We start from the raw sequence: 23,626 nt of genomic DNA, 5'->3' as shown, positions 1-23,626 counted from the left end.
TGTTCCTTACTGCGCATAACCGAGGGCAAGCCGTGCGAGAGCAAAAAGACCCGCAGCAATCAGTGTGTAGGCAAACGCCCGTGCGGCCATCAGCGCCAGCTTTTCTGCAACGCCGTGCACGTAGTCCTCAATCGCCTCCTGCGCTTCGCGCAGCAGATGCGGGACGACAACAACCAATGTCAGACCCATGACAATCGCCGGGAATGGTCGGCTGTAATACGCCAGAGCTTCTTCGTAGGTGCCACCCAACGCGCGCCCGAAGGTGAATACAAACAGCGGAACAAGAATGACCAGCGCCGCTGAGCTGAGCATCATCTGCCAATGATGATGTGTACCTGCGCGTCCGGCTCCCATGCCCTGTGCGCGTTTACGATCTGTTAGAAACTGCATACCAGCCTCCCTCTAAAGCGCCACGGCTGTGATCAAGGCGAGAACCGTCGCCAGAACAAACATGCCAATGCCCATCTTCTCGGACACTTCGACATTCACGCAATATCCGAGATCCCAGATGACATGCCGCAAACGGCCCAGCATGTGATAGAAAATTGCCCACGCTGCGCCGAACATGACCAGATCACCCAGGAAACTGGTCATCAGACCATTGATCAGGTCATAGGCGCCTGCCGATGTGGCTGCCGCCAGCAACCACCAAACGACCAACAAAGCCAAACCAAAGGACGCTAGACCCGTGATGCGCACCATAATCGAAGAAATGGACGTCATCTGCGGACGATAGATCGTCAAATGCGGAGAGAGCGGGCGGTTGCCCCGATTTACATCGGCCATGTTGGCTCCTTTTCGGTTGGCTACCGAACGTTTTACTGTTTTTTACGACTCTGTCACGCGCTGCAGGTGCAAAATCCAGTAAATTTGACGCAAAATCGCTTATAAGCAGTATTTGTGATCACACAAAATAATCTCGTGATCACAAAATACATTCGATACCACCAATGTTAGCGTTTTCAACGGAAAAGCAATGTGATCACGAATCTATGGTTGAGTTTGAGACAGCCCTGCAGTCTGCTGCGTCACCTCGCGCAAAAGCTTTTTGCGAATACGCTCAGGGTAATCAGCAAAGCCCGCGGCAGAGACGACAAAGGCCCCCTCACCCACGATAACATTCTCGAAGAAATAGGCTGTCAGGTCCGGTTCGCTTTCTTCTATAGCAATCGCGTTCACTGTGATTCCACTCTCACGCAATTTGGCGTGGATCGTCGAAGGTTCGATACCTTCATTCGAAATTCCGTCACCTGAAAGATCAATCAGATGTCTTTTGCAATCGCGCACCTCGTCGAAGCTTGTCACGGTCATCTCAAGCGCTTCACCAATTGCTGTAGAGAAATTACGCCAGACACGCGGATCAGCAGCAACCTGTTCGGTAAAATCGTCCAAAGTGGCAAAGCTGTCGATCCGGGTCCATGGAATCGTGATCCTTTGGCGCGAACTACCAGTCCATTGAACCAGCATAAGTCGGGCCTGCCCGCGCACCAACGCCTCGGATACGATGGGATCACGCAGCCCTGCGGCAAGACCGTCCATCTGGATGCGATATTCCTCGGAATCCACCGAGCCTGACACATCGACGGCCAGAGCAAGAGCAAGATCACAGGCAAATGCTTGCGGTGCCAGAAACAAACTGACCAAGAGTGCGCGTAACATCGTCATACGCCGAGCCTAGCACGGATTTCACCGACCGCGATCACTTCAATGTCAGCAAACGGGCAGCCCGATTTACATGGGCATCAAGGCCCAGTAATCCAGATCCAATAGCACGTTGGGCAGGTACTTCCCATCCTCATTGCGCAGCTCAAATGGCTCCCCGCCCTTGGTCGCCACAAGCCGCAATCGTAGTGCACCGATTCCCGGTGTTCCGGTCTCGGCCTTGTCCAGAATCTCGGACCAGACCTTGATCGTGTCGCCCGCAAAACAGGGGTTGGCGTGAGCGCCGCCGTTCAGGCCGACGATCATCTGCGCATTCGCCAAACCGTTGAACGACAACGCGCGCGCCATCGAGATCACGTGGCCGCCGTAGATAAGCCGACCGTCGGGGCGGAAGGTGAGATCGAAATGCACTTTGGCCGTGTTCTGCCACAAGCGCGTAGCCAGCATGTGCTCGGCCTCTTCGACGGTCACGCCATCGACATGATCTATCGTTTCTCCCGTGTTGTACGCATCCCAGCGGTGGTTTTCGCCGGATTGTACAAAATCGTATTTCGAGAAATCGAGGCCCTGCGGCACGACCAGATCGCCAACATCCAGCACCTTCTTCAGGTCGGGCACAACGGTCTCAGGCGCGGGCGCATCTAGGTTAGATTTGCGCACCATCACCCAGCGCACATATTCGATCACCACTTCGTCGCGCTGGTTCAAACCGAGCGTACGCACCCAAACCACTCCGGTTTTGCCGTTTGAGTTCTGCTTAAGGCCAATCACCTCAGATTCAGCGCGCAGCGTATCGCCGGGATAGACCGGTCGCAGCCAGCGGCCCTCGGCATAGCCCAGATTGGCCACGGCGTTCAGCGAGATATCGGGAACCGTTTTGCCGAACACCACATGAAACGCAGCCAGATCGTCTATCGGGCTTTGCGGCAGGCCGCAATTCCGGGCGAATTCATCCGAGGAATAGAGCGCATGGCGCGCCGGGTAGAGCGCGTGATACAGCGCGCGTTCACCATCTGTCACAGTGCGGGGCACTGCGTGATGCAGCACCTGCCCGACGGAATAATCCTCGAAAAAGTTACCCGGATTGGTTTTTGCCATTATTGCTGTCCCAGTTTCATGTCGGGGGAATAGTCGGCGTCGACTTCTTTCGTCACGGCCTGCGCGCAGCGCATCACGTTGTTGGCTGCGTCAAAGGCGTAAGAGGGATCGCCATACAGCTCCCACCCTTTCGCCAGCGCGTCCGAGACCTTGTGGCAGAAGGCTGACGTGTCTTCCTCGGTCAACAAACGATAAAGTTTCGCCATTGATTTGGTCCCTTAGCCACCGAACGGAGATGGGCCAACCAGCCCGTGAATATAGCCAACAATGCCCAACAGCACGATGGATCCCACAAAAAACATCACGTCTTTGCCATAGGTGCCGGGTTCACCCGGGGTCCAGTCTGGCTCGGACTTGTTGATCACGATGACTTCGACGATCGCCCAGGCCAGCAGGCCACCAAACAGCACGATCGAGGCCAGATCGCCATTTACCAGCAAATGCGCAAAGGCCCAAAGCTTGAAGCCGCCCAGCATCGGGTGGCGCACTCTATTCAGAAGACGGCCTTTCTGTCCTGCCGGGCTCATCAAGTAGAACGCAATCAACACCAGCAGGTTGTTAATGTGGATCAAGAAGGTCGGCGGCGCCCAGACATAGATGAAATCGGTCATGCGATAGCCGAAAATCATCAGAAGGATCGCACCCGCCAAAGCCAGCGCCACGACGCCCTTGCCCGCATCGCCCATGGCGGCACGGCGTTCCGGCATCACGCGCTTGAAGAGATGTGCGGCCCACCACAACGCCACACCAAGAATCAGAAGAACAAAGCCCATGCTGGCTTACCCCGCTTGCAAAGCTACTATCGCCTCTGCTTTTGCCAGAGTTTCGCGGGCAGTTACAACGTGTAGGTTTTCGACAATCTTGCCATCGACAACAGCGACCCCTTGACCTTGTGCCTCGGTCTCTTCAAAGGCTGCGATCTGGCGGCGGGCTAATTCTATCTCGGTGTCCGAAGGCGCAAAGGCAGTATTCGCAATCTCGACCTGCGCGGGGTGGATCAGAGTCTTGCCATCGAAGCCCATATCGCGGCCCTGGGCACATTCGGCTGCCAGACCGTCAGTGTCCTTGAACGCATTATAGACGCCATCCACGATGATCAGCCCTTCGGCCTTTGCGGCCAGCAGGCACAGGCCCAGCGAGGTCATCATCGGCAGTCGGTCGGGGCGGAAACGCGTCTGCAGCTCTTTCGCCAGATCGTTGGTCCCCATGACGAAGCCCGCCATCAGCGGATGTGCGGCAATTTCGGCCGCGTTCAACATGCCGCGCGGGGTTTCCATCATGGCCCAGATCGGCAGATCACCGGTGATCGCCGCCAGCGCATCCACATCCGCAGCCGAGTTTACCTTGGGCAGAAGAACGGCGTCCGCATCCATCTCACGCACAGCTTGGGCATCGGCGCGACCCCATTTGGTATCCAAACTGTTGATCCGCACGATCTTGACCCGCGCGCCGTACCCGCCGGCGGCCAACGCTTCCTTGAGCGTTTCGCGCGCGTTCTCTTTCTCATCAGCTGCAACCGCGTCTTCAAGATCAAAGATGATGGCATCCACCGGCAGCGTGCGCGCTTTATCCAGCGCCCGATCACGCGAGCCGGGGATATAAAGAACAGAACGATAAGGGCGCTGGCGCGGATCCACGGGACTCTCCCATTGAAATAATGTTGCGCGGAATGGGGCATTTTTTGACGGAAAGTTCAAGCACAAAATCGCCGCAACGCAGCATTCTGGCATCGTGACGCAACGCTCGTTGCCTTAACGCGATTTCTTTCAGCCTGCAGCACGCTGTTTTCAAGAAGGAATCGAAAGGGGTGACTGATGAAGACGATATTGCTGAATTTGACGATCGGGTTGGGCATCATGGTGTTGGCTGCGCAACAGGTCAGCGCTCAGAACTGCGCGCCGCGCGAGGATGTGATCAAGCGTTTGGCAAAGACCTATGGCGAAACCCGGCGCGGCATCGGGATTGCGCGTCAAGGGGTGGTGATGGAGGTTTTTGCCTCGGATCGAACCGGCAGTTGGACCATTGTTGTGACCTTGCCCGAGGGAGTGACCTGCCTGATCGCCTCGGGCCAATCCTTTGAGGTGCTAGCTGAGGCATTGCCGCCCAACGCTTAGACCAATGCGTCCCAGATCAATTTACTGCCAGTCAGTGTTAGCAGGACATAGGCGATGCCAAAGAACAGGCGTTCGGACAGCATGAAATGTGCCCGGACGCCGAGCCAGGCCCCGAGGATCGCAAACGGGGTTAGCAACAGATCGGCTAGTGCCGTGTGCCATGTGAATAGACCCAGATAGGCGAACGGTACGAATTTCACAGCATTGATCACCCAGAAGACCAGTACGGTTGAGGCCTGAAATTCGGTTTTCGTCAGGCGTTGGGACAGCAGATAGACAGCGGCGGGCGGACCGCCTGCATGGCTGACAAAGCTGGTGAACCCGGCAACCAGCCCGGCAAACAATCCTGCCGAAGGCGGCAGGCGGTTGGCAAAGCCGCGTACCCAGCCACTTGTCTGGGCAACATGCCAGATCACAAAGCCGACCGATATCCCACCAATCAGCAGACGCAGCAGATCGTCATCGGTGACACGATAGAGCCACGCGCCCAACGCAATGCCGGGCACTGCACCCAGAATCAGCAGACGCGAATCCGGCCAGCTCCAGCGTTTCCAGTAGGGCTTTAACGTGGCGACATCGATCACCATGAGGATCGGAAGCATCAACGCCAACGCCTGCCCAGGCGTCAGGATCAGCGCCAGAATCGACGAGGACGCAAAGGCCACGCCCGAGCCGAACCCACCTTTCGAGATACCCGCGAAGATCACTGCCGGGATCGCCACGGCAAAAAACATCAGGTTCATCTCGAACATCTGGCGCCCCGGAAATATGCATGAGTCACAGGCGGTTTAGCGCAATCAGCACATGACATGCAAACGGTATGCGGTGGCATGCCGCGTCGCAGGAGGCTTGCGCGACGCCGCATTTACGACTAGCAAAACCGCGATTTCAAAACCCATCGGAGATATTCCAAATGGCCAGACCCAAGATCGCGCTGATCGGCGCAGGTCAGATCGGCGGCACGCTCGCCCACCTCGCTGCAATGAAGGAACTCGGTGACGTTGTCCTGTTCGACATCGCCGAAGGCACCCCGGAAGGCAAGGCGCTGGATATCGCCGAATCCGGCCCCTCGGAAGGCTTTGATGCCAAGCTGAAAGGCACCCAGTCCTATGAAGATATCGCAGGCGCAGACGTTTGCATCGTGACCGCTGGTGTGCCACGCAAACCGGGCATGAGCCGCGATGATCTGCTGGGCATCAACCTGAAAGTCATGAAATCGGTTGGCGAAGGCATCGCCGCCAATGCGCCTGACGCGTTCGTCATCTGCATCACCAACCCGCTGGACGCGATGGTCTGGGCCTTACGTGAATTCTCGGGCCTGCCGCATAACAAGGTTTGCGGCATGGCGGGCGTTCTGGATTCGGGCCGTTTTGCGCACTTCCTTTCGGAAGAGTTCAACGTCTCGATGCGCGACGTCACAGCGTTTGTTCTGGGTGGCCACGGCGACACCATGGTGCCGTCGGTTCGTTACTCGACCGTCGCCGGTATCCCGCTGCCTGATCTGGTTGAGATGGGCTGGACCACACAAGAGAAACTGGACGCCATCGTTCAGCGCACCCGTGACGGCGGTGCTGAAATCGTCGGCCTGTTGAAAACCGGTTCAGCCTTCTACGCGCCCGCCACTTCAGCGATTGAAATGGCCGAGGCCTATCTGAAAGACCAGAAACGTGTTCTGCCTTGCGCCGCTTATTGCGATGGCGAGCTTGGAGTAGAAGGCATGTATGTCGGCGTTCCTACCGTGATCGGTGCCGGCGGCGTCGAACGGGTCGTCAACATCAAGCTGAACGAAGAAGAGCAGGCAGGTTTCGACAACTCGGTGAATGCTGTGAAGGGTTTGATCGAAGCTTGCAAAGGCATCGATAACTCGCTGGCCTAATCGTCAGCAGTGAAGAATTTGAAACCGGCTCTTGGTGGGCCGGTTTTCTTTTATGCCATACATCATGAGTCAGAGATGTTGGCGCAAACGCCGAAAGTCACATGTATGAATGTGTTTTCTTCGCGCGAACCTGCATCATCGAATCAAGCTTACGCTTTGCTCAAACTTTGTGATCACACCCCAAAAACCTGTGATCACAAATCCTGAAAATCTTTGACAATTTCCCGTGACACGTCAAAAAACTCTTTAATTTTGGCGCTTAGACACGCCTATAACAGGGTAATCGCAGTCAGACGGGACAATTTCGATGAACATTCACGAATATCAGGCCAAAGCTCTTTTGCGCAGCTATGGCGCTCCGGTCTCCGACGGTCGCGCGGTTTTGCGCGCCGAGGAAGCCAAAACCGCAGCCGGTGAACTGGATGGCCCTTTGTGGGTTGTAAAAGCACAAATCCACGCAGGTGGGCGCGGTAAAGGCAGCTTCAAAGAAGCCGACGCCGGTGAAAAGGGCGGTGTCCGTCTGACCAAGTCGGTGGAAGAGGCCGCCGAAGAAGCCAAAAAGATGCTAGGCCGCACGCTGGTCACACATCAGACCGGCCCCGCGGGCAAACAGGTCAACCGCATCTATATCGAGGCCGGGTCCGGCATAGAACGCGAGCTGTATCTGGCCCTGCTGGTGGATCGCCAGACTAGCCGCATCTCGTTTGTCTGCTCGACCGAAGGCGGCATGGACATTGAAGAAGTGGCCGCAGCGACGCCCGAGAAAATCCTGTCCTTCTCGGTCGATCCTGCCACCGGCTATCAGCCCTATCACGGCCGCCGTATCGCGTTCTCGCTGGGCCTGCAAGGCGCACAGGTTAAGCAATGCGTTAAGCTGATGAGCCAGCTTTACGCCGCCTTCGTTGAGAAAGACATGGAGATGCTGGAGATCAACCCGCTGATCGTCTCGGACAGCGGCGATCTGAAAGTGCTGGACGCCAAGGTCGGCTTTGACGGCAACGCGGTTTATCGTCACCCGGATATTGCCGAGCTGCGCGACACGACTGAGGAAGACCCCAAGGAACTGGAGGCCTCGAAATACGACCTGAACTACATCGCTTTGGATGGTGAGATCGGGTGCATGGTCAACGGTGCCGGTCTGGCGATGGCAACGATGGACATCATCAAGCTCTATGGGGCCGAGCCCGCCAACTTCCTCGACGTGGGCGGCGGTGCCACCAAAGAGAAAGTGACCGAGGCGTTCAAGATCATCACCTCGGACCCGCAGGTCAAAGGCATTCTGGTCAACATCTTCGGCGGCATCATGCGCTGTGACGTCATCGCCGAAGGCGTAGTCGCAGCGGTGAAAGAGGTCGGCCTGCAGGTGCCGCTAGTCGTGCGTCTGGAAGGCACAAACGTTGAGAAAGGCAAAGAGATCATCAACACCTCTGGCCTGGACGTGATCGCGGCGGACAACCTGAAAGACGGTGCCGAGAAGATTGTGAAGGCCGTCAAAGGCTGAGTGTCATCCCGTAGGGTGGGCTTCAGCCCACCTTTCCCAAGATTTTGGCGGGCTGAAGCCCGCCCTACATAGGAGAACGCCAGATGGCAGTCCTCATCGACGAAAATACCAAAGTGATCTGTCAGGGCTTTACCGGCTCGCAGGGCACATTCCACTCTGAACAAGCCATTGCTTATGGCACCAAGATGGTAGGCGGCGTGACGCCCGGCAAAGGCGGGATGACACATCTTGACCTGCCCGTGTTCAACTCGGTCCACGAGGCCAAGCATGTGACCGAAGCCAACGCCTCGGTGATCTATGTTCCGCCGCCGTTTGCGGCTGACTCGATCCTTGAGGCGATTGATGCCGAGATGGAGGTGATTGTCTGCATCACCGAAGGCATTCCGGTTCTGGACATGATGAAGGTGAAGCGCGCGCTGGAAGGCTCGAACTCGCGCCTGATCGGGCCGAACTGCCCCGGTGTCATCACGCCGGATGCCTGCAAGATCGGTATTATGCCCGGCCACATTCACAAGCGCGGCTCGGTCGGAGTTGTGTCGCGTTCGGGCACCCTGACCTATGAGGCCGTCAAGCAGACCACCGATGTGGGTCTGGGCCAGTCCACCTGCGTGGGCATCGGCGGAGACCCGATCAAGGGCACCGAGCATATCGACGTGCTGGAATGGTTCCTGGCCGATGACGAAACCGAGTCGATCATCATGATCGGTGAGATCGGTGGCTCGGCCGAGGAAGAAGCCGCGCAGTTCCTGGCGGATGAGGCCAAGAAGGGCCGCAAAAAGCCGACCGCCGGTTTCATCGCAGGCCGCACAGCCCCTCCGGGCCGCCGCATGGGCCACGCGGGCGCGATTGTTGCCGGCGGCAAAGGTGGTGCCGAGGACAAGATCGAAGCCATGCGCTCGGCCGGTATCGTCGTGGCCGAAAGCCCGGCGCAGCTGGGTGAGGCTGTGCTGGAAGCCATCGGTTGACCAGAATTTGACTGCTTTGGGAGGAGCGGTAAACATGACTTTCGGCGAAGCCATTAAATCCTGTTTCTCCAAGTTTTTCACCTTTTCGGGCCGTGCCTCGCGGCCCGAATACTGGTTTTTTTTCCTGTTCATCGTGATCTGGAGCATTATTGCCGGGATCATTGACTGGCAGTTCTTCACTCAGGTCGCAGTGACCGAAACGGAGACTACCAAATCCGTCACGGCCACTTCGACAGGCCCGGTCCAAAGCATCGTCAGCCTTATTGTCTTCTTCCCGCATCTGGCTGTCGCGTGGCGGCGGATGCATGATACTGGGCGCAGCGGGCTTTATGCCTTGTTGCCGATCTTGCTGATCCTCGGTGCGCTGGCTGTTCTGATCTTTGGCATCGGCCTTGCCAGCCAATTCCATGGCGGCACGTTGGATATCCTGTTCACCCGCGCAACTCTTCTTATCGTCATACCGACACTTCTTGTCCTGTTTGTGTCGCCCCTCCTGGTTCTGTGGTGGCTGACCCGCCCAAGCGAACCAGGCACCAACCAATACGGTCCCAACCCATATGAGGTAGCCCAATGACCGAACACTCGCCCAACTCAGCCTTTCATGCCTCCAGCTTCATGCAGGGGCATAATGCCGAATATCTGGAGCAGCTTTATGCCCAGTACACCAAGAACCCCGGCGCGGTAGACGCCGCCTGGGTCGAATTTTTCAAGGCCATGGGCGATGACGCGCCGGATGTGCAGCGCGAGGCCGAGGGGCCATCGTGGGCGCGCAGTGATTGGCCTCCGATGCCAGCGGATGATCTGACGGGTGCGTTGACTGGGGAATGGGCCGAGATCGATGCCAAGGCGGCGGGCAAGAAGATCAAGGACAAGGCCGCGGCCAAGGGCGTTGAGGTCAGCGAAGACCAGATCAAGCGCGCGGTGCTGGACAGTTTGCGGGCGCTGATGCTGATCCGGGCCTATCGCATCCGGGGCCACCTGGCTGCGGATCTGGATCCGCTGGGGATGCGCGCCGCAAGTACCCATCCTGAACTGGATCCAAAGACCTACGGCTTCACCGATGCGGATATGGACCGCCCGATCTTTATCGACAACGTCCTGGGCCTGCAGATGGCCAGCATGCGCCAGATCGTTGAGATTGTGAAACGGACTTACTGTGGCACCTTCGCGCTGCAATATATGCACATCTCGAACCCGGAAGAGGCCGCTTGGCTGAAGGAAAGGATCGAAGGGTACGGCAAGGAAATCGCCTTCACCAAAGAGGGCCGCAAGGCGATCCTGAATAAGATGGTCCAGGCCGAAGGCTTCGAGAAATTTCTGCATGTCAAGTACATGGGCACCAAGCGGTTCGGTTTAGACGGTGGCGAAAGCTTGATCCCTGCAATGGAACAGATTATCAAGCGCGGCGGTGCCCTGGGATTGCAGGACATCGTCATCGGGATGCCGCACCGGGGGCGTCTGAATATTTTGGCCAATGTGATGGGCAAGCCCTATCGCGCCATATTCAACGAATTCCAGGGCGGCAGCTTCAAGCCTGAGGATGTGGATGGATCGGGTGACGTAAAGTATCACCTCGGTGCATCCAGTGACCGGGAGTTTGACGGCAACTCAGTGCACCTATCGCTGACCGCCAACCCCTCGCACCTTGAGGCGGTGAACCCGGTGGTGCTGGGCAAGGTTCGCGCCAAGCAGGATCAGCTGAACGACGAAGACCGCACCAAGGTGATGGGCATTCTGCTGCACGGCGATGCGGCCTTTGCCGGACAAGGTGTGGTGGCTGAAGGGTTCGGCCTGTCGGGTCTGAAAGGGCACAAGACCGGTGGCACTATGCATATTGTGGTGAATAACCAGATCGGCTTTACCACCGCGCCGCATTTCAGCCGCTCCAGCCCCTATCCAACGGATATCGCGCTGATGGTCGAAGCGCCGATCTTCCATGTGAACGGCGACGACCCCGAGGCGGTGGTGCATGCCGCCAAGGTGGCAACCGAATTTCGTCAGAAGTTCCACAAGGACGTGGTGCTGGATATCTTCTGCTATCGCCGGTTCGGCCATAACGAGGGCGATGAGCCCATGTTCACCAACCCGATCATGTACAAGAAGATCAAGACTCATAAGACTACGCTGTCGCTGTACACGGAACGTCTGGTCAAAGACGGCCTGATCCCCGAAGGCGAGATCGAGGATATGAAGGCCGCCTTTCAGGCCCATCTGAACGAAGAGTTCGACGCCGGGAGGGACTATAAGCCCAACAAAGCCGATTGGCTGGATGGGCGCTGGTCGCATCTGGACAAGAACAAAGAAGAATACATGCGCGGCGAAACCGCGATCTCAGGGGATACGCTGGCCGAGATCGGGACCGCCCTGACCACAGCACCCGAAGGATTTGCGATGCATAAAACCGTCGGACGATTGCTGGAACACAAGAAACAGATGTTCGAAAACGGGACCGGCTTTGACTGGGCAACTGGCGAGGCTCTGGCGTTTGGCTCGCTGCTGACCGAGGGCTACCCAGTGCGACTGGCCGGACAGGACGCGACGCGAGGTACATTCAGCCAACGCCATTCCGGATTTGTCCATCAGGAAACCGAAGAGCGCTACTACCCGCTGAACAACATCCGCAAGGGCCAATCTCATTATGACGTGATTGACTCAATGCTCAGCGAATATGCGGTCTTGGGATTCGAATACGGATATTCTCTGGCCGAGCCTAACGCTCTGGTCCTTTGGGAAGCACAGTTCGGTGATTTCGCCAACGGCGCGCAGATCATGTTCGACCAGTTCATCAGCTCGGGTGAAAGCAAGTGGCTGCGGATGTCCGGTCTGGTCACGTTGCTGCCGCACGGGTTCGAAGGGCAAGGCCCGGAACACTCATCCGCGCGCCTGGAAAGGTTCCTGCAGATGTGCGGTCAGGACAACTGGATCGTGGCGAACTGTACAACACCTGCGAACTATTTCCACATCCTGCGCCGTCAGCTGCACCGGACTTTCCGCAAGCCTCTGATCCTGGTGACGCCAAAGTCGCTGCTGCGTCATAAACTGTCGGTCAGCACGGCGGATGACTTCACCACAGGCTCCAGCTTCCACCGGGTGCTGTGGGATGACGCGCAGAAGGGCAACTCTGACACCAAGCTGGTGGCGGACGACAAGATCAAACGCGTCGTCATGTGTTCTGGCAAAGTCTATTTCGACCTTCTGGAAGAGCGCGATGCGCGCGGCATCGATGACATCTACCTGATGCGGATCGAGCAATACTATCCCTTCCCTGCGCATTCGCTGATCAACGAACTTGAGCGTTTCAAAGGTGCCGAGATGGTCTGGTGTCAGGAAGAGCCCAAAAACCAGGGAGCCTGGACCTTTATCGAACCCAATATCGAATGGGTCCTGACCCGCATTGGCGCAAAACACACCCGTCCGGCCTATGCCGGTCGCGCAACCTCGGCCTCGCCTGCAACGGGTCTGGCCAGCCAACACAAAGCCCAACAAGAAGCGCTGGTGAACGAAGCGCTGAGCATTGAAGGAAAGTAAACGATGACGATTGAAGTTCGTGTTCCCACGCTGGGCGAGTCTGTCACCGAAGCCACCGTTGCGACATGGTTCAAGAAACCCGGCGACGCCGTTGCAGTTGATGAAATGCTGTGTGAGCTGGAAACTGACAAGGTGACGGTCGAAGTGCCCTCGCCTACCGCAGGTGTGATGGGCGAGATTGTCGCTGCCGAAGGTGAGACGGTGGGTGTCGATGCATTGCTGGCCACCATCACCGCTAGCGAAGGGGCAGCGCCTGGTCCGGCAGCGGCAGCCCCGGCCCCAACTGCAGCAGCGCCGGCTGCGGCAGGTGGCAGCGTGGACGTCATGGTGCCGACGCTGGGCGAATCCGTGACCGAGGCAACCGTTTCGACATGGTTTAAACAGGTTGGTGACAACGTCGCACAGGATGAGATGCTGTGCGAATTGGAAACCGACAAGGTCTCGGTCGAAGTTCCGGCCCCGGCGGCAGGCGTTCTAGCTGAGATCGTTGCGCTCGAAGGCAGCACGGTCGATGCCTCTGCAAAGCTGGCGGTGATCTCGGGCTCGGCCGCAGGTGTGGCAAGCGCTCCGGTTGCGGCCGCTGCTGCTCCGACTGCAGCTAGCACAGGTAAAGACGTGTCCAACGCACCATCAGCTGAGAAAGCGATGGCCGAGGCCGGTTTGTCCGCGGATCAGGTCACCGGCACCGGTCGCGATGGGCGTATCATGAAAGAAGACGTGGCAGAGGCAGTTGCTGCAGCAGCTACGGCCCCAGCGCCTGCGGCGGCTGCCCCCGCTCCCGCTGCCCAAGCTCCACGCGCTCCTGTGGCTGCCGAGGATGCAAGCCGCGAAGAGCGCGTGCGCATGACCCGTCTGCGCCAGACCATCGCCAAGCGCCTGAAGGATGCGCAAAATACAGCGGCCATCCTGACCACCTATAACGAGGTGGACATGACCGAGGTGATGGCCCTGCGTAATCAATACAAAGACCAGTTCGAGAAAAAGCACGGCGTGCGTCTGGGCTTTATGTCCTTCTTCACCAAGGCCTGCTGTCACGCGCTGAAAGAAGTGCCCGAGGTGAATGCCGAGATCGACGGCACTGACATTGTCTATAAGAACTTTGTGCATATGGGCGTCGCCGCTGGTACGCCTCAGGGACTGGTGGTTCCGGTGATCCGCGACGCCGACAGCATGTCCTTCGCAGCGATCGAGAAAGCAATTGCTGAAAAGGGCAAGCGCGCCCGCGACGGCAAGCTTTCGATGGCTGAAATGCAGGGCGGTACGTTCACGATCTCGAACGGTGGCGTCTATGGCTCGTTGATGTCTTCACCGATCCTGAACCCGCCGCAATCAGGTATTCTGGGAATGCACAAGATTCAGGACCGCCCGATGGTCATCAATGGCGAGATCAAGATCCGCCCGATGATGTATCTGGCTCTGTCCTATGACCACCGTATTGTTGACGGCAAGGGTGCGGTCACCTTCCTGGTTCGCGTGAAAGAAGCGCTTGAAGACCCACGCCGCCTGTTGATGGATCTATAAGATGGCAACACATGTACTCTGGCAGGCCGATGTGGCCGATTTCGACGCCTGGCTAAAAGTGTTCCGCGAGGATATGCCGATGCGTAAGGCCGCGGGTATCCGCGACCTGCATGTCTGGCGTGATCCCGATCAGAAGGACCATGCGATTGCAATGTTCGAGGTCGTAAACCTAGACAAGGCCCGCGCCTTTTTCGGGTCCGAGGAACTGGCGATGCATCACGAGCGTGGTGGGATTGCGCATATCTCGATCAAGCTGCTGGAACCCGTTTGACAAAAGATATTTCTGACCCACGAAATGGGGTCGGGGAAGTGCCGGGCGACCGGTCGATTTAGGAGAATGTAATGGCAAATTATGACGTCATCGTAATCGGCGCCGGGCCCGGCGGCTATGTCTGCGCAATTCGCTGCGCTCAACTGGGTCTGAAGACCGCTGTGGTCGAAGGGCGCGAGACGCTGGGCGGGACATGCCTGAACGTGGGCTGCATCCCCTCGAAAGCTTTGCTGCATGCCAGTCACCAGTTGCACGAAGCTGAACATAACTTTGCCAAGATGGGTCTGAAAGGCAAAAGCCCTTCGGTCGATTGGAAGCAGATGCAGGCCTATAAGGATGAAGTCATCGATGGCAACACCAAGGGCATCGAGTTCTTGTTCAAGAAGAACAAGATCGATTGGCTGAAAGGTTGGGGCTCGATCCCCGCTGCGGGCAAGGTCAAGGTTGGCGATGAGGTACATGAGGCCAAGAACATCATCATCGCGTCAGGCTCTGAGCCGTCGGCGCTGCCCGGCGTCGAGGTTGACGAAAAGGTCGTAGTGACTTCGACCGGAGCGCTGTCTCTGGGCAAAGTTCCCAAGAAAATGATTGTGATTGGTGCCGGTGTGATTGGGCTTGAGCTGGGTTCGGTCTACAGCCGTTTGGGCGCCGAGGTGACGGTGATCGAATTCCTCAAGGAAATCACGCCGGGCATGGACCCGGAGGTGCAGAAGACCTTTCAGCGTATTCTTAAGAAACAGGGTTTGAAATTCGTCATGGGCGCTGCGGTGCAAAAGACCGAGGCGACCAAGACCAAAGCCAAGGTGACGTACAAGCTGCTGAAGGATGACAGCGAGCATGTAATCGACGCCGATACCGTGCTGGTGGCAACCGGGCGCAAGCCGTACTCGGATGGTCTGGGGCTGGACGCTCTGGGCATCGAGATGACCCCGCGCGGCCAGATCAAGGTCGGTAGTGATTGGCAGACCAATGTGCCGGGCATCTACGCCATCGGCGACGTGACCGAAGGCCCGATGCTGGCACACAAGGCTGAAGACGAGGGCATGGCCGCAGCCGAACAGGTCGCTGGCAAACACGGTCACGTAAACTATGGCGTCATTCCGGGGGTCATCTACACCTGGCCCGAGGTGGCTAATGTGGGTGAGACCGAAGCGACACTCAAGGAACAGGGCCGCGCCTACAAGGTCGGCAAGTTCATGTTCATGGGCAATGGCCGAGCCAAGGCAAATTTTGCGGCCGACGGATTCGTCAAGATTCTGGCAGACAAAGATACTGATCGCATTCTGGGCGCACATATCATCGGCCCTGCGGCCGGCGACCTGATCCACGAGGTCTGCTTGGCGATGGAGTTCGGTGCCTCGGCCGAAGATCTAGCCCTGACCTGCCATGCGCACCCGACCTATTCCGAAGCGGTGCGCGAGGCAGCGCTGGCCTGTGGTGACGGACCAATTCATAGCTGAATAAACGACCCCGGTGGTTATCTCGCCGGGGTCAACCACGCCTCAAGATAAACCTTAAGCCTTTCGCTGAAGCTTGTTGAGGCATGCAGCGCACAAAACTTTAGCGACATGGCCTGAATTGCAAATGCCTGCACTCCTTCGGCCAAAAGCTCCGAAGGAACGTCCTGGCGAACATCCGCATCTTCGAGCCACATCATCACAACGCGAAAATATCGTTCAAAGAAATATGCGATTGGACCAATCTCGGCTATTGCCGTTGCACCGGAATACCTGATGAGCAGGTCGAATACATAGCGTTCAACCGTCATGAAACTGTGCACGGATTCTAGGGCCGCGATGATTTGTGGCACTGATTTGGGGGGCTTTCCGGCCTCTGCCTGATCAAGGCAGGCATTCAGTTTTTCCGCCAGCAGGATTTCCATCAGTGCATCCTTGTCGCGAAAATGCGCAAAGAATGTTCCCTTGGCCACGCCTGCAGCCTGAACCACCTCTTCCACGCGCAGAGCTTCGTACCCGCTCTTCTGAATCACGTCCTCGGCGGCTGAGGTCAGGCGTGCTCGGGTTTTAAGAGTTCGTTTTTGAATTGGTCTCTGCATAGTGCTTGCTTGCATATTTTTTGACCGTGGTCAAATTTATTATTGACCGCGGTCATTTTTTACGCTTACAAAGTGACCATGGTCAATTTTAGGAGATTCGCAATGCCAGCTAAGAAGATACTCGTCCTCAATGGGCACCCTGCCGAAAGCAGCCTGTCGCGCACCTTTGCACAGACCTACGCAGACGCAGCCATTGCCAAAGGTCACGAGGTTCGCATGGTGCATCTGAGTGATCTGCAGTTCGATCACGACTTTGGTCAGGGAAATTATGAAGATTTCAAACCGCTTGAGCCCGTGCTTGAACAGGTATTGCAGGACATCGAGTGGAGCGAGCACCTAGTCCTGACGACACCGATGTGGTGGGGCGGTCTGCCAGCCAAGCTGAAGGGCCTGATCGACCGGACATTCATCCCAGGACGGACGTTCGATACGCGGAACACAACAAAGATCGGTTTGCCAGCACCGATGCTGAGCGGACGCACCGCAAGGGTGATCCTGACGTCAGATACGCCAGGCTGGTTCATGCGTTTAATCTATCGGCAGGCGCTGCTGCGGCAGCTTCGCGATCAGGTTCTAGGATTTGTTGGGTTCAAGCCTACCCGCTTTACCTATTTTGCCAGCGCAAGCTATCCGAAACCCGGAAGCGTTGAACGTTGGATCGGCAAAGTGGCCAGAATGGGAGCCGCCGCGCTTTGAAGTTACTATGCGGCAAAGCTGCTACCACATAGTCTTTGCGGCGCGGGCACCCCATTCCTGATCATATTGTGCGCCGCCCTCTTCACCCGATGTCATTTCAGACAGAATCTCGCCAACACTCGGAAGGCCATCGGTTTCATCACGACCGCTCCAGGTTCCGGCTCGGATCAGGGCGCGGGCGCATTGGGTGTAGACCTCGGATAACTCAATCAAAATCACGGTCGCAGGGCGCTTTCCGTTTTTCTCGAAACGGGCGCGCAGGTCGTCGTCATCGGTCAACTGAGCATTCCCATTTACCCGAACCACGTTGTTCGAGCCGGGCACCAAAAACATCAGCGACACTCGGGGATCCTGAACGATGTTTCGCAGTGAATCCAGGCGGTTGTTTCCTCGCCAATCCGGCAGGGCCAAAGTGCCCGGATTCAGTTCCAATACGACTGATCCGTCGTCTCCGCGCGGGCTGCCATCGACACCTTCGGGGCCGACGGTGCTAAGAATGCACAGGCGCGAGGCCATGATCCACTTGCGATAGAGCGGAGTAAGTTGCCGCGCCACCTTGCGTATAGATGGCGCACCGGGCGTCCCGTAGAGCGCCTCGAGCGTAGCGATGTCCTTAATGAACTCCATCCGGATCAAATCCCACTTCCTGCATCAATTCGTTCGACCGAGTCTCGATCACGTTTTCCAGCCGCTCAAGAAAGTCATTTCGTGCGACGCCGGGCTCGATTGGATTAAGGAAATCGACAATCGCGTTGCCCGGCTTGCGCATGACACCGGTTCTGGGCCAGAAGACGCCCGCATTGGTGGCAACGGGCACGCACGGGAACCCGAGGCCTTCATACAGAACCGCCGTTCCGACCTTGTAGGGCTTGTGCACACCCGGCGCGACGCGCGTTCCCTGCGGGTAGATCACCAACTGTCCGGGTTCGCTGAACTCGCGCGCAACATCTTTGACCATCTTGGCCACCGCCGCCCCTCGTTTGCCGCGATTGACCGGGATACAGCCCAGACGGCGCGCATACATGCCGATGACCGGCGTCCACAAAAGCTCGCGCTTCATGATGAATTTGCCGTGCGGGATGGCGTCGAAGATTATGATGATGTCCAGAAACGACTGGTGCTTGGCGCCGATCACAACCTCACCATGAGGCACCTCTCCGCGCACTTCACAACGAATGCCAACCATCCAGCGGGCCAACCATTTGGTCGTCCGCGCATAGGTCTTACAGGCGCGCAAAGCGCCACTTTTGGCAAACAGCGCATAGGGGGCAAAGATGATCCCGAGGACCAGCATCCAGGCGTAGATAGTGATCATGAAGATCAGCGACCGGACCCATTGAATGGCCATGAACATCACGAAAGCTCCTTTAACTTGCGCTGTGCTGCCGACCATGTGGCCAGAAATGCAACGGCGGCCCCCAACACTGGTATCAGCACCGGCAGTAGCCATCCAATCCCTTGAAACCCAAGCCCTGTAAGAAATCCACCAGTATCCGAGGCCTCGGGTAGCAGTAAAACACCAGACATACCTAACAGGGTTCCAACCGCCGCCCCGAAAAGCGCGCGGAAGGTAAAGCGCCGCACAAAAGCTCTGGCGATGAACCGATCCCGCGCGCCGACCTGACGCAGTACCTCGATAATCTGCGCGTTGGCGGCAAGTGAGGCGTTGGCGGCAAGGGTGATCATGGCGGCGGTCGCGCCACCGATCAGCAGGATCGAAATCCAGCCCAGACGCCGCAGTGAATTGGCCGCATCAACCAATGGCTCGCGCCAGCGGGTGTGATCATCCAGCACCGCGCCCGGCACTTCTGCCCCCAATCTCAGGCGCAGACCAGCCGCATCCAGGCCGGGCTCCCCTTCGATAATCTCGATCAGCTGCGGGATTGGCAATGTGCCCAGAGGCAAGTCCGGTCCGAACCAGGGCGACAGCAGTGTGGCCTGTTCTTCGCTCGTCAACGCGCGGGCCGAAGCGACCCCCGGCGTCTGCTGGAGAACGTTCAAAGCTGCCTCAGTTTGCGCCGCACGTTGATCTGCAGGGGCATTGATCCGCAAGGTCGCAGCCCCTGCCAGTTCCGAGGCCCAGCGATCCGCCACACGGCCCGACGCCAGCGACAGGGCCAGTGCAAATACTGCGAGAAATGCCATCGCGCCCGAGACAAACAGGGTCAGCTGAGCAGTGAAACCAGTGGGTGGCACAACGCGATCAGCGCGAGTGTCGCGGCGCAGCAAATTTCGGATCGTACCCTTGCTCATAAATCCGCCCCCGCAAGTTGCACCCGGCGCTGCGCGATGCGCAGAACACGGGCCTGAACCTGGCTTTTCGCGGCGCGGATCAGGCTTAGGTCATGGGTGGCGATCAGCACGGTTTTACCCATCCGGTTCAGTTCGATCAGCAGGCGCAGCAGACGTTGAGACATCTCCCAATCCACGTTGCCGGTGGGCTCATCCGCAAGCACCACGTCAGGCGACAAAATGACCGCGCGGGCCAAAGCGGCACGCTGGCGTTCCCCACCCGACAATTCGGGTGGGTGTGCTTCGAGTCTGCTTCCAAGTCCGACCCAGCTCAGCAGCTCGGTCAGGTCGTCCTGCTGCCCATTCTCAGAGCGCCCCGAGACCATAAGCGGCAGCGCAACATTTTCGGCCAGCGTCATGTGATCCAGAAAGCGGCAATCCTGATGCACCACGCCGATCCGACGGCGCAGCAGCGCCATCTGATCACGATCCATGCTGGCGATATCTTCGCCAAAGGCCATCAACCTTCCCGAGGTTGGCAGCAACGCGCCATAGCAGAGTTTCAGCAATGTGGTTTTGCCCGCACCAGATGGGCCGGTCAGAAAGTGGAACGAACCCGGCTGCAACTGCAGCGAAACATCGCTCAGCAATTCGCCGCCGCCGTAGGTATAGCTGATATTGTCCAGCTCGATCACGCCTGCCCCCATTGTTCTGCTTACCTCTTGCCCGAGCGCAGCGCTGGATTCAATGCCTCGGGCGGGGCCAATTGGCGACACTTGGCCCGCGAAACCGAAAACACGCTTTGCTGTTGGGTCTTAACGGAATATCATCCCTGAAAAAACTATTATCAGGCCAGCCTTGAAGGCCAGGAGGCAGAATGCGTTTAACGTGTCCGAATTGCAGCGCCCAGTACGAAGTCCCGGACGAGGTGATCCCAGAAGACGGGCGCGAAGTGCAATGCTCCAATTGCGAAAAGACCTGGTTTCAGGAAAAACACCCTGCCGCCGGCGAAACAGAGCCAGAGGCCGAGGCAACGCAGGAAATAGACTCGCCAGATCCTGAAGAGGTCAAAACAGCGGCCGAAGCGTCTCATGATGAGAGTGCCAGCAACATAGATCCCGCGGTTTCTAACATCCTAAAGGAAGAAGCCGCGCGCGAGGCTGATCTGCGAAAGCGTGAAGGCAGTAGTCTAGAAAGCCAGCCTGATCTGGCCCTTGACCCACCCGAAGAGCCAAAGGTCAAACACAATAGACCTTCCGCCACTGAGTCAGCAGCCGATGCAGGTCAGCGCGATGAGCTACCTGATGTTGAGGCAATCAATTCCGGCCTGCGCAGCGATCTCAGCTCGGACGAGGCTGAAACAGATGCACCAACTCGCAAATCCGGTGGATTTCTACGTGGATTCGCGCTGATACTAATCATCGGCGTTATTCTGTTTCTGATCTATGGCAATGCTAGCCAGATCAGCGAAGCGGTACCGCAAGCTGATCCGGTGCTGAAATCTTATGTATCAATGGTCGATCAGGCGCGTCTGTGGTTAGAATCACAGACCGGTGGCGCAGGGCAAAACTAAAACCTTTCGAGCAAGCGCTTGAGGTACTCCAACTCAATCTGAGGCCGATCCTGTTCGCCAGTGCGGCGACGGATTTCGTCCAATAGCTCGCGCGCCCGGCGATAGACGTCTTCGCCTTGCAACAGATTATCATCGGTCGAGATCGACCCTGCCGATCCCGGCGCGCGGCCCAGCGGGTCGCGGTTGTTGGCTTGCATATCACCCGCTTCCGTACCCTGCCCCGGCTGGTTTTGCTGGTTCTGCGCCATGGCCTCACCCAGTGATCGCATCCCCTCGCGCAGCGCTTCCATCGCTTCGGACTGCCGGTCGATCGCCTCGGCCAGATCATCGCTGCGCAAGGCGTCTTCGGCCTCGTCCATCGCTCGCCCTGCACGGCCCAGCGCCTCACGTGCGGCATCACCTTCAGGCGTGCCGCCACCCGGCAGGCTTTGTTCCTGCCGACCCAGTTCATCTCGCAGCGCTTGCTGACGATCCGCCAGAGATCCCTGACCCTGCTGCCCCTCACCTGCCTGATCCTGACCCTGGCCCTGTCCGCCCTGACCTTCGTGGCTTTGTCCACGCCCGAGCCCGCCGCTGCTGCCTTCATTGCCCTGACTTTCGCCGGATTGAGCCCCCGGATTGAACTGTTCCTGAAGATCTCGGAAGGCCTGATCGCTCAACCCTTGCTGTTCCCGCAGAGTTTCCGCCAGCCCCTCCATGGCCTGCTGACCTTCAGATTGGCCACCCTGACCTTGCCCTTGTGTGACGCGCATGTTTTCCATCATCTGCTGGAACTCTTCCAGCGCCTGCTGCGCTTCGGCCATGCGGCCCTGTTCCATCAGCTCCTGAATGCGATCCATCATCCGCTGCAGGTCATCTTGCGTCATCTGCAGCGTTTCGCCGTTCTGGCCTTGTTGGTTCTGACCATCTTCGCCGTTTTCTTGGGCGAGACGCTGAAGCTGTCGCATATAATCCTGCGTTGCTTCGCGCAGCTCTTGCATCAACTCAGCGATTTCCTCATCGCTGGCACCGTTCTGCATTGCTTCGGTCAAACGCTCTTGCGCGCGGCGCATCCGCTCTAAAGCGTCAGCCAGTGTTCCGTCCTCGATCAGAACAGCGAGATCCCATAGCGCCTGCGCGATCTCTTCCTGCTGTTTGAGGTTTAGCGCACCGTGCCGATCAAAGGTTTCCAACCGACGCAAGATCACCCTCAGGCGCAAGTAGGCGGTGTCCGAGCGGAACAAATCTTCGGGCAGATGCGAGACGGCACGCAACAATTGTGCAACGCGCAGTGAATTGTCGCGCGACCAGAGTAAATCGCGCCGTTGTTCAGCGACCGCAGCAGCCAGTGGATCAAAGAAACGCCGGGCAGGCAGATCGGCAAAATAAGGTTCGGCCACCGATTCCTGATCTGCCGCATCAACGGCCAAGAGGGTAATTTTCACCGGCAAATGCGCCCAGGGGTGCTGCGAGAAATCTTCGATCAGGTCTTCGGTAAAATCCGTCCTGTCGCCGGTGATCGGCATCGGAAGCTCAACCGTGATGATCTCGCGCGGCTCCGGTTCAGTTGCCAGGCCAAATTCGCGATTCACAGCAGGCAGATTCAACTCGATCCGAGCCGTGCCTGAAATGATGCCATAGTCGTCGGACGCCGCGAACGGTAGTTTCATCTGTCCGCCAGCTTCGGCCTCAGCAGCGCCCGCCACCTCGATCTGTGGTTTTGTGTCCGCGAGTATGTCCAGCGCCCAATCGCGTCCAGCCGGACCTTCGATCCGCAACTGGCCCGAGCGATCGGCAACAAAGTCCTGCTCTGGTTCGGTTGCGGCCTCGGTTCCAAGCGGCGTCGTCGTCTCGGTAAGGCTGTGTGCACCAATCTCCCCGTAGAACCGCAGCGTGATGCGGCTGCCTTTGGGCACCGTAAGTGTTGGATCAGTTTGATCAGCAAGGTAAAGTGTCGGCAAGCCCGTATAACGTGGCGGTTCAACCCAGCCTTCCCAGGTCGGGCCCTGCCCCGCCTGAACGGTCCCCGGCGTCATGTCCGCCACCGAGCCAATCCGCCAGAACGAACCAAACAGAGCTGCAACGACGAGCGCCAACAATGCAGCATAGCGAAGCGCATAGGGATCGCGAGAGGCCAGCCGCAAATCGGGTTTCACCGGATCGGCATTTGAAGCACGGTCTGCCATGCGCGCCTGGTGTGCTTGCCACAGTGCCACCGAATCCGCATCCATCGCACCGATTGCCTGATCATCCATCAACGCCTGAATTGGGCGACCGGGCAGGGTCTCATCCAGCCGAACCAACGCCTCGGACCGGGTTGGCAAGTGAAACCGCCTGATCCCCAAGATCGCGGCCGCAATCAACGCAATCAATCCGACAGCCGCAGAAATCCAAACAGTTTCGATGCGCACAAGATCGTGCAGCCCCAGCATCAGGGCGGCCAGCAGCGCCATGAGAATAGAAAAGAGCGGCCAGAAGGCGCGCATCACTTGCTCGGCCAGCATGCCCCCATGCGTCAGCCACAGGGACAGTCTTGGAATCGGCAGGGTCTGGT

At 57.9% G+C, this 23,626-nt stretch carries 25 protein-coding genes; 11 read left to right on the top strand and 14 right to left on the bottom strand.

Features of this window, described 5'->3' with window-relative positions; genetic code table 11:
* Nucleotides 1–6: 6 nt before the first annotated feature.
* The 7 genes from ACR0KN_RS08560 to ACR0KN_RS08530 form a co-directional block, all read right to left on the bottom strand.
* Nucleotides 7–390, bottom strand: coding sequence for a succinate dehydrogenase, hydrophobic membrane anchor protein (locus ACR0KN_RS08560; protein WP_170474256.1), 384 nt, complete (start codon nucleotides 388–390; stop codon nucleotides 7–9).
* 12 nt (nucleotides 391–402) lie between these two features.
* Nucleotides 403–786, bottom strand: a complete 384-nt coding sequence (sdhC, locus tag ACR0KN_RS08555; protein WP_010442835.1) for a succinate dehydrogenase, cytochrome b556 subunit — start codon at nucleotides 784–786, stop codon at nucleotides 403–405.
* Between the two features lie 204 nt (nucleotides 787–990).
* A complete protein-coding gene (locus tag ACR0KN_RS08550; protein ID WP_480652797.1) occupies nucleotides 991–1,665 on the bottom strand; it encodes a DUF1194 domain-containing protein in 675 nt (224 codons plus the stop codon).
* Between the two features lie 66 nt (nucleotides 1,666–1,731).
* Nucleotides 1,732–2,760: a MaoC family dehydratase gene (locus ACR0KN_RS08545; protein ID WP_480652795.1), complete on the bottom strand. Its 1,029-nt coding sequence runs from the start codon at nucleotides 2,758–2,760 to the stop codon at nucleotides 1,732–1,734.
* The gene (locus ACR0KN_RS08540; RefSeq protein WP_010442832.1) at nucleotides 2,760–2,966 is read right to left on the bottom strand and encodes a DUF1737 domain-containing protein; all 207 of its coding nucleotides are present in this window, start codon (nucleotides 2,964–2,966) and stop codon (nucleotides 2,760–2,762) included. The genes ACR0KN_RS08545 and ACR0KN_RS08540 overlap by 1 nt, the downstream gene beginning before the upstream one ends.
* A 12-nt stretch (nucleotides 2,967–2,978) precedes the next feature.
* Nucleotides 2,979–3,533, bottom strand: coding sequence for an NnrU family protein (locus ACR0KN_RS08535; RefSeq protein ID WP_010442831.1), 555 nt, complete (start codon nucleotides 3,531–3,533; stop codon nucleotides 2,979–2,981).
* A gap of 6 nt (nucleotides 3,534–3,539) precedes the next feature.
* The gene (locus ACR0KN_RS08530; protein ID WP_480652793.1) at nucleotides 3,540–4,397 is read right to left on the bottom strand and encodes an HpcH/HpaI aldolase/citrate lyase family protein; all 858 of its coding nucleotides are present in this window, start codon (nucleotides 4,395–4,397) and stop codon (nucleotides 3,540–3,542) included.
* 177 nt (nucleotides 4,398–4,574) lie between these two features.
* Here ACR0KN_RS08530 and ACR0KN_RS08525 point away from each other — a divergent pair, with 177 nt between their 5' ends.
* Nucleotides 4,575–4,874, top strand: coding sequence for a hypothetical protein (locus ACR0KN_RS08525; RefSeq protein ID WP_480652791.1), 300 nt, complete (start codon nucleotides 4,575–4,577; stop codon nucleotides 4,872–4,874).
* Here ACR0KN_RS08525 and ACR0KN_RS08520 read toward each other — a convergent pair.
* A complete protein-coding gene (locus tag ACR0KN_RS08520) occupies nucleotides 4,871–5,626 on the bottom strand; it encodes a sulfite exporter TauE/SafE family protein (protein WP_480652789.1) in 756 nt (251 codons plus the stop codon). The two genes, ACR0KN_RS08525 and ACR0KN_RS08520, sit on opposite strands and share 4 nt — an antisense overlap.
* 161 nt (nucleotides 5,627–5,787) lie before the next feature.
* Between ACR0KN_RS08520 and mdh the strand changes: the two genes are divergently transcribed.
* From mdh to lpdA, 8 genes are all read left to right on the top strand, one after another.
* On the top strand, nucleotides 5,788–6,750 hold the full coding sequence (gene mdh / locus ACR0KN_RS08515) for a malate dehydrogenase (protein ID WP_480456177.1): 963 nt from the start codon (nucleotides 5,788–5,790) through the stop codon (nucleotides 6,748–6,750).
* Between the two features lie 307 nt (nucleotides 6,751–7,057).
* Entirely contained in the window at nucleotides 7,058–8,251 is a 1,194-nt protein-coding gene (gene sucC / locus ACR0KN_RS08510; RefSeq protein WP_120981256.1) for an ADP-forming succinate--CoA ligase subunit beta, read from the top strand.
* 83 nt (nucleotides 8,252–8,334) lie between these two features.
* Nucleotides 8,335–9,216, top strand: coding sequence for a succinate--CoA ligase subunit alpha (sucD, locus tag ACR0KN_RS08505; protein ID WP_010443702.1), 882 nt, complete (start codon nucleotides 8,335–8,337; stop codon nucleotides 9,214–9,216).
* A gap of 34 nt (nucleotides 9,217–9,250) precedes the next feature.
* On the top strand, nucleotides 9,251–9,790 hold the full coding sequence (locus ACR0KN_RS08500) for a DUF805 domain-containing protein (protein ID WP_480652786.1): 540 nt from the start codon (nucleotides 9,251–9,253) through the stop codon (nucleotides 9,788–9,790).
* Nucleotides 9,787–12,744 carry a 2-oxoglutarate dehydrogenase E1 component gene (locus ACR0KN_RS08495; RefSeq protein WP_480652783.1) on the top strand — a complete coding sequence of 986 codons (2,958 nt, stop codon included), beginning with the start codon at nucleotides 9,787–9,789 and terminating at the stop codon, nucleotides 12,742–12,744. Before ACR0KN_RS08500 ends, ACR0KN_RS08495 begins: the two co-directional genes overlap by 4 nt.
* Before the next feature lie 3 nt (nucleotides 12,745–12,747).
* On the top strand, nucleotides 12,748–14,265 hold the full coding sequence (odhB, locus tag ACR0KN_RS08490) for a 2-oxoglutarate dehydrogenase complex dihydrolipoyllysine-residue succinyltransferase (protein WP_480652781.1): 1,518 nt from the start codon (nucleotides 12,748–12,750) through the stop codon (nucleotides 14,263–14,265).
* A 1-nt stretch (nucleotide 14,266) separates the two neighbouring features.
* The gene (locus ACR0KN_RS08485; protein ID WP_010443693.1) at nucleotides 14,267–14,536 is read left to right on the top strand and encodes a hypothetical protein; all 270 of its coding nucleotides are present in this window, start codon (nucleotides 14,267–14,269) and stop codon (nucleotides 14,534–14,536) included.
* A gap of 71 nt (nucleotides 14,537–14,607) precedes the next feature.
* The gene (gene lpdA / locus ACR0KN_RS08480) at nucleotides 14,608–15,996 is read left to right on the top strand and encodes a dihydrolipoyl dehydrogenase (RefSeq protein ID WP_480652779.1); all 1,389 of its coding nucleotides are present in this window, start codon (nucleotides 14,608–14,610) and stop codon (nucleotides 15,994–15,996) included.
* A 17-nt stretch (nucleotides 15,997–16,013) separates the two neighbouring features.
* Here the strand turns inward: lpdA and ACR0KN_RS08475 are convergent, their stop codons facing one another.
* A complete protein-coding gene (locus tag ACR0KN_RS08475; protein WP_480652778.1) occupies nucleotides 16,014–16,592 on the bottom strand; it encodes a TetR/AcrR family transcriptional regulator in 579 nt (192 codons plus the stop codon).
* A gap of 102 nt (nucleotides 16,593–16,694) precedes the next feature.
* Between ACR0KN_RS08475 and ACR0KN_RS08470 the strand changes: the two genes are divergently transcribed.
* Nucleotides 16,695–17,288, top strand: a complete 594-nt coding sequence (locus ACR0KN_RS08470) for an NAD(P)H-dependent oxidoreductase (RefSeq protein WP_170474215.1) — start codon at nucleotides 16,695–16,697, stop codon at nucleotides 17,286–17,288.
* Nucleotides 17,289–17,309: 21 nt separating this feature from the next.
* Here ACR0KN_RS08470 and ACR0KN_RS08465 read toward each other — a convergent pair whose 3' ends face one another.
* Genes ACR0KN_RS08465 through ACR0KN_RS08450 form a run of 4 tightly spaced genes read right to left on the bottom strand, consistent with a single transcriptional unit; the run spans nucleotide 17,310 to nucleotide 20,215 of the window.
* On the bottom strand, nucleotides 17,310–17,915 hold the full coding sequence (locus tag ACR0KN_RS08465) for a pyridoxamine 5'-phosphate oxidase family protein (protein ID WP_170544636.1): 606 nt from the start codon (nucleotides 17,913–17,915) through the stop codon (nucleotides 17,310–17,312).
* Entirely contained in the window at nucleotides 17,902–18,642 is a 741-nt protein-coding gene (locus ACR0KN_RS08460; RefSeq protein WP_010443682.1) for a lysophospholipid acyltransferase family protein, read from the bottom strand. The genes ACR0KN_RS08465 and ACR0KN_RS08460 overlap by 14 nt, the downstream gene beginning before the upstream one ends.
* Complete coding sequence (locus ACR0KN_RS08455) at nucleotides 18,642–19,541, bottom strand: cell division protein FtsX (RefSeq protein ID WP_480652775.1); 900 nt, start codon at nucleotides 19,539–19,541, stop codon at nucleotides 18,642–18,644. The genes ACR0KN_RS08460 and ACR0KN_RS08455 overlap by 1 nt, the downstream gene beginning before the upstream one ends.
* Nucleotides 19,538–20,215: a cell division ATP-binding protein FtsE gene (locus tag ACR0KN_RS08450; protein WP_170544904.1), complete on the bottom strand. Its 678-nt coding sequence runs from the start codon at nucleotides 20,213–20,215 to the stop codon at nucleotides 19,538–19,540. Before ACR0KN_RS08450 ends, ACR0KN_RS08455 begins: the two co-directional genes overlap by 4 nt.
* Before the next feature lie 182 nt (nucleotides 20,216–20,397).
* Between ACR0KN_RS08450 and ACR0KN_RS08445 the strand changes: the two genes are divergently transcribed.
* On the top strand, nucleotides 20,398–21,093 hold the full coding sequence (locus tag ACR0KN_RS08445; RefSeq protein ID WP_480652773.1) for a zinc-ribbon domain-containing protein: 696 nt from the start codon (nucleotides 20,398–20,400) through the stop codon (nucleotides 21,091–21,093).
* Here the strand turns inward: ACR0KN_RS08445 and ACR0KN_RS08440 are convergent.
* Nucleotides 21,090–23,576, bottom strand: a complete 2,487-nt coding sequence (locus tag ACR0KN_RS08440; protein WP_480652975.1) for a TIGR02302 family protein — start codon at nucleotides 23,574–23,576, stop codon at nucleotides 21,090–21,092. The genes ACR0KN_RS08445 and ACR0KN_RS08440 overlap by 4 nt on opposite strands.
* Between the last annotated feature and the right edge of the window lie 50 nt (nucleotides 23,577–23,626).

The organism is Ruegeria sp. AP7 (genome assembly GCF_056539905.1).
This window is presented reverse-complemented; position numbering and strand designations above follow the sequence as displayed.

Excerpts from the sequence above, each read along its gene's own strand:
- ACR0KN_RS08545 (WP_480652795.1), bottom strand. The coding sequence starts at position 2,760 with ATGGCAAAAACCAATCCGGGTAACTTTTTCGAGGATTATTCCGTCGGG.
- ACR0KN_RS08465 (WP_170544636.1), bottom strand. The coding sequence starts at position 17,915 with ATGGAGTTCATTAAGGACATCGCTACGCTCGAGGCGCTCTACGGGACG.
- ACR0KN_RS08475 (WP_480652778.1), bottom strand. The coding sequence starts at position 16,592 with ATGCAGAGACCAATTCAAAAACGAACTCTTAAAACCCGAGCACGCCTG.
- sdhC (WP_010442835.1), bottom strand. The coding sequence starts at position 786 with ATGGCCGATGTAAATCGGGGCAACCGCCCGCTCTCTCCGCATTTGACG.
- ACR0KN_RS08495 (WP_480652783.1), top strand. The coding sequence starts at position 9,787 with ATGACCGAACACTCGCCCAACTCAGCCTTTCATGCCTCCAGCTTCATG.
- ACR0KN_RS08520 (WP_480652789.1), bottom strand. The coding sequence starts at position 5,626 with ATGTTCGAGATGAACCTGATGTTTTTTGCCGTGGCGATCCCGGCAGTG.
- ACR0KN_RS08535 (WP_010442831.1), bottom strand. The coding sequence starts at position 3,533 with ATGGGCTTTGTTCTTCTGATTCTTGGTGTGGCGTTGTGGTGGGCCGCA.
- ACR0KN_RS08460 (WP_010443682.1), bottom strand. The coding sequence starts at position 18,642 with ATGTTCATGGCCATTCAATGGGTCCGGTCGCTGATCTTCATGATCACT.
- sucD (WP_010443702.1), top strand. The coding sequence starts at position 8,335 with ATGGCAGTCCTCATCGACGAAAATACCAAAGTGATCTGTCAGGGCTTT.
- mdh (WP_480456177.1), top strand. The coding sequence starts at position 5,788 with ATGGCCAGACCCAAGATCGCGCTGATCGGCGCAGGTCAGATCGGCGGC.
- sucC (WP_120981256.1), top strand. The coding sequence starts at position 7,058 with ATGAACATTCACGAATATCAGGCCAAAGCTCTTTTGCGCAGCTATGGC.
- ACR0KN_RS08540 (WP_010442832.1), bottom strand. The coding sequence starts at position 2,966 with ATGGCGAAACTTTATCGTTTGTTGACCGAGGAAGACACGTCAGCCTTC.
- ACR0KN_RS08485 (WP_010443693.1), top strand. The coding sequence starts at position 14,267 with ATGGCAACACATGTACTCTGGCAGGCCGATGTGGCCGATTTCGACGCC.
- ACR0KN_RS08550 (WP_480652797.1), bottom strand. The coding sequence starts at position 1,665 with ATGACGATGTTACGCGCACTCTTGGTCAGTTTGTTTCTGGCACCGCAA.
- odhB (WP_480652781.1), top strand. The coding sequence starts at position 12,748 with ATGACGATTGAAGTTCGTGTTCCCACGCTGGGCGAGTCTGTCACCGAA.
- ACR0KN_RS08525 (WP_480652791.1), top strand. The coding sequence starts at position 4,575 with ATGAAGACGATATTGCTGAATTTGACGATCGGGTTGGGCATCATGGTG.
- ACR0KN_RS08470 (WP_170474215.1), top strand. The coding sequence starts at position 16,695 with ATGCCAGCTAAGAAGATACTCGTCCTCAATGGGCACCCTGCCGAAAGC.
- ACR0KN_RS08445 (WP_480652773.1), top strand. The coding sequence starts at position 20,398 with ATGCGTTTAACGTGTCCGAATTGCAGCGCCCAGTACGAAGTCCCGGAC.
- ACR0KN_RS08455 (WP_480652775.1), bottom strand. The coding sequence starts at position 19,541 with ATGAGCAAGGGTACGATCCGAAATTTGCTGCGCCGCGACACTCGCGCT.
- ACR0KN_RS08440 (WP_480652975.1), bottom strand. The coding sequence starts at position 23,576 with ATGCTGGCCGAGCAAGTGATGCGCGCCTTCTGGCCGCTCTTTTCTATT.
- lpdA (WP_480652779.1), top strand. The coding sequence starts at position 14,608 with ATGGCAAATTATGACGTCATCGTAATCGGCGCCGGGCCCGGCGGCTAT.
- ACR0KN_RS08500 (WP_480652786.1), top strand. The coding sequence starts at position 9,251 with ATGACTTTCGGCGAAGCCATTAAATCCTGTTTCTCCAAGTTTTTCACC.
- ACR0KN_RS08560 (WP_170474256.1), bottom strand. The coding sequence starts at position 390 with ATGCAGTTTCTAACAGATCGTAAACGCGCACAGGGCATGGGAGCCGGA.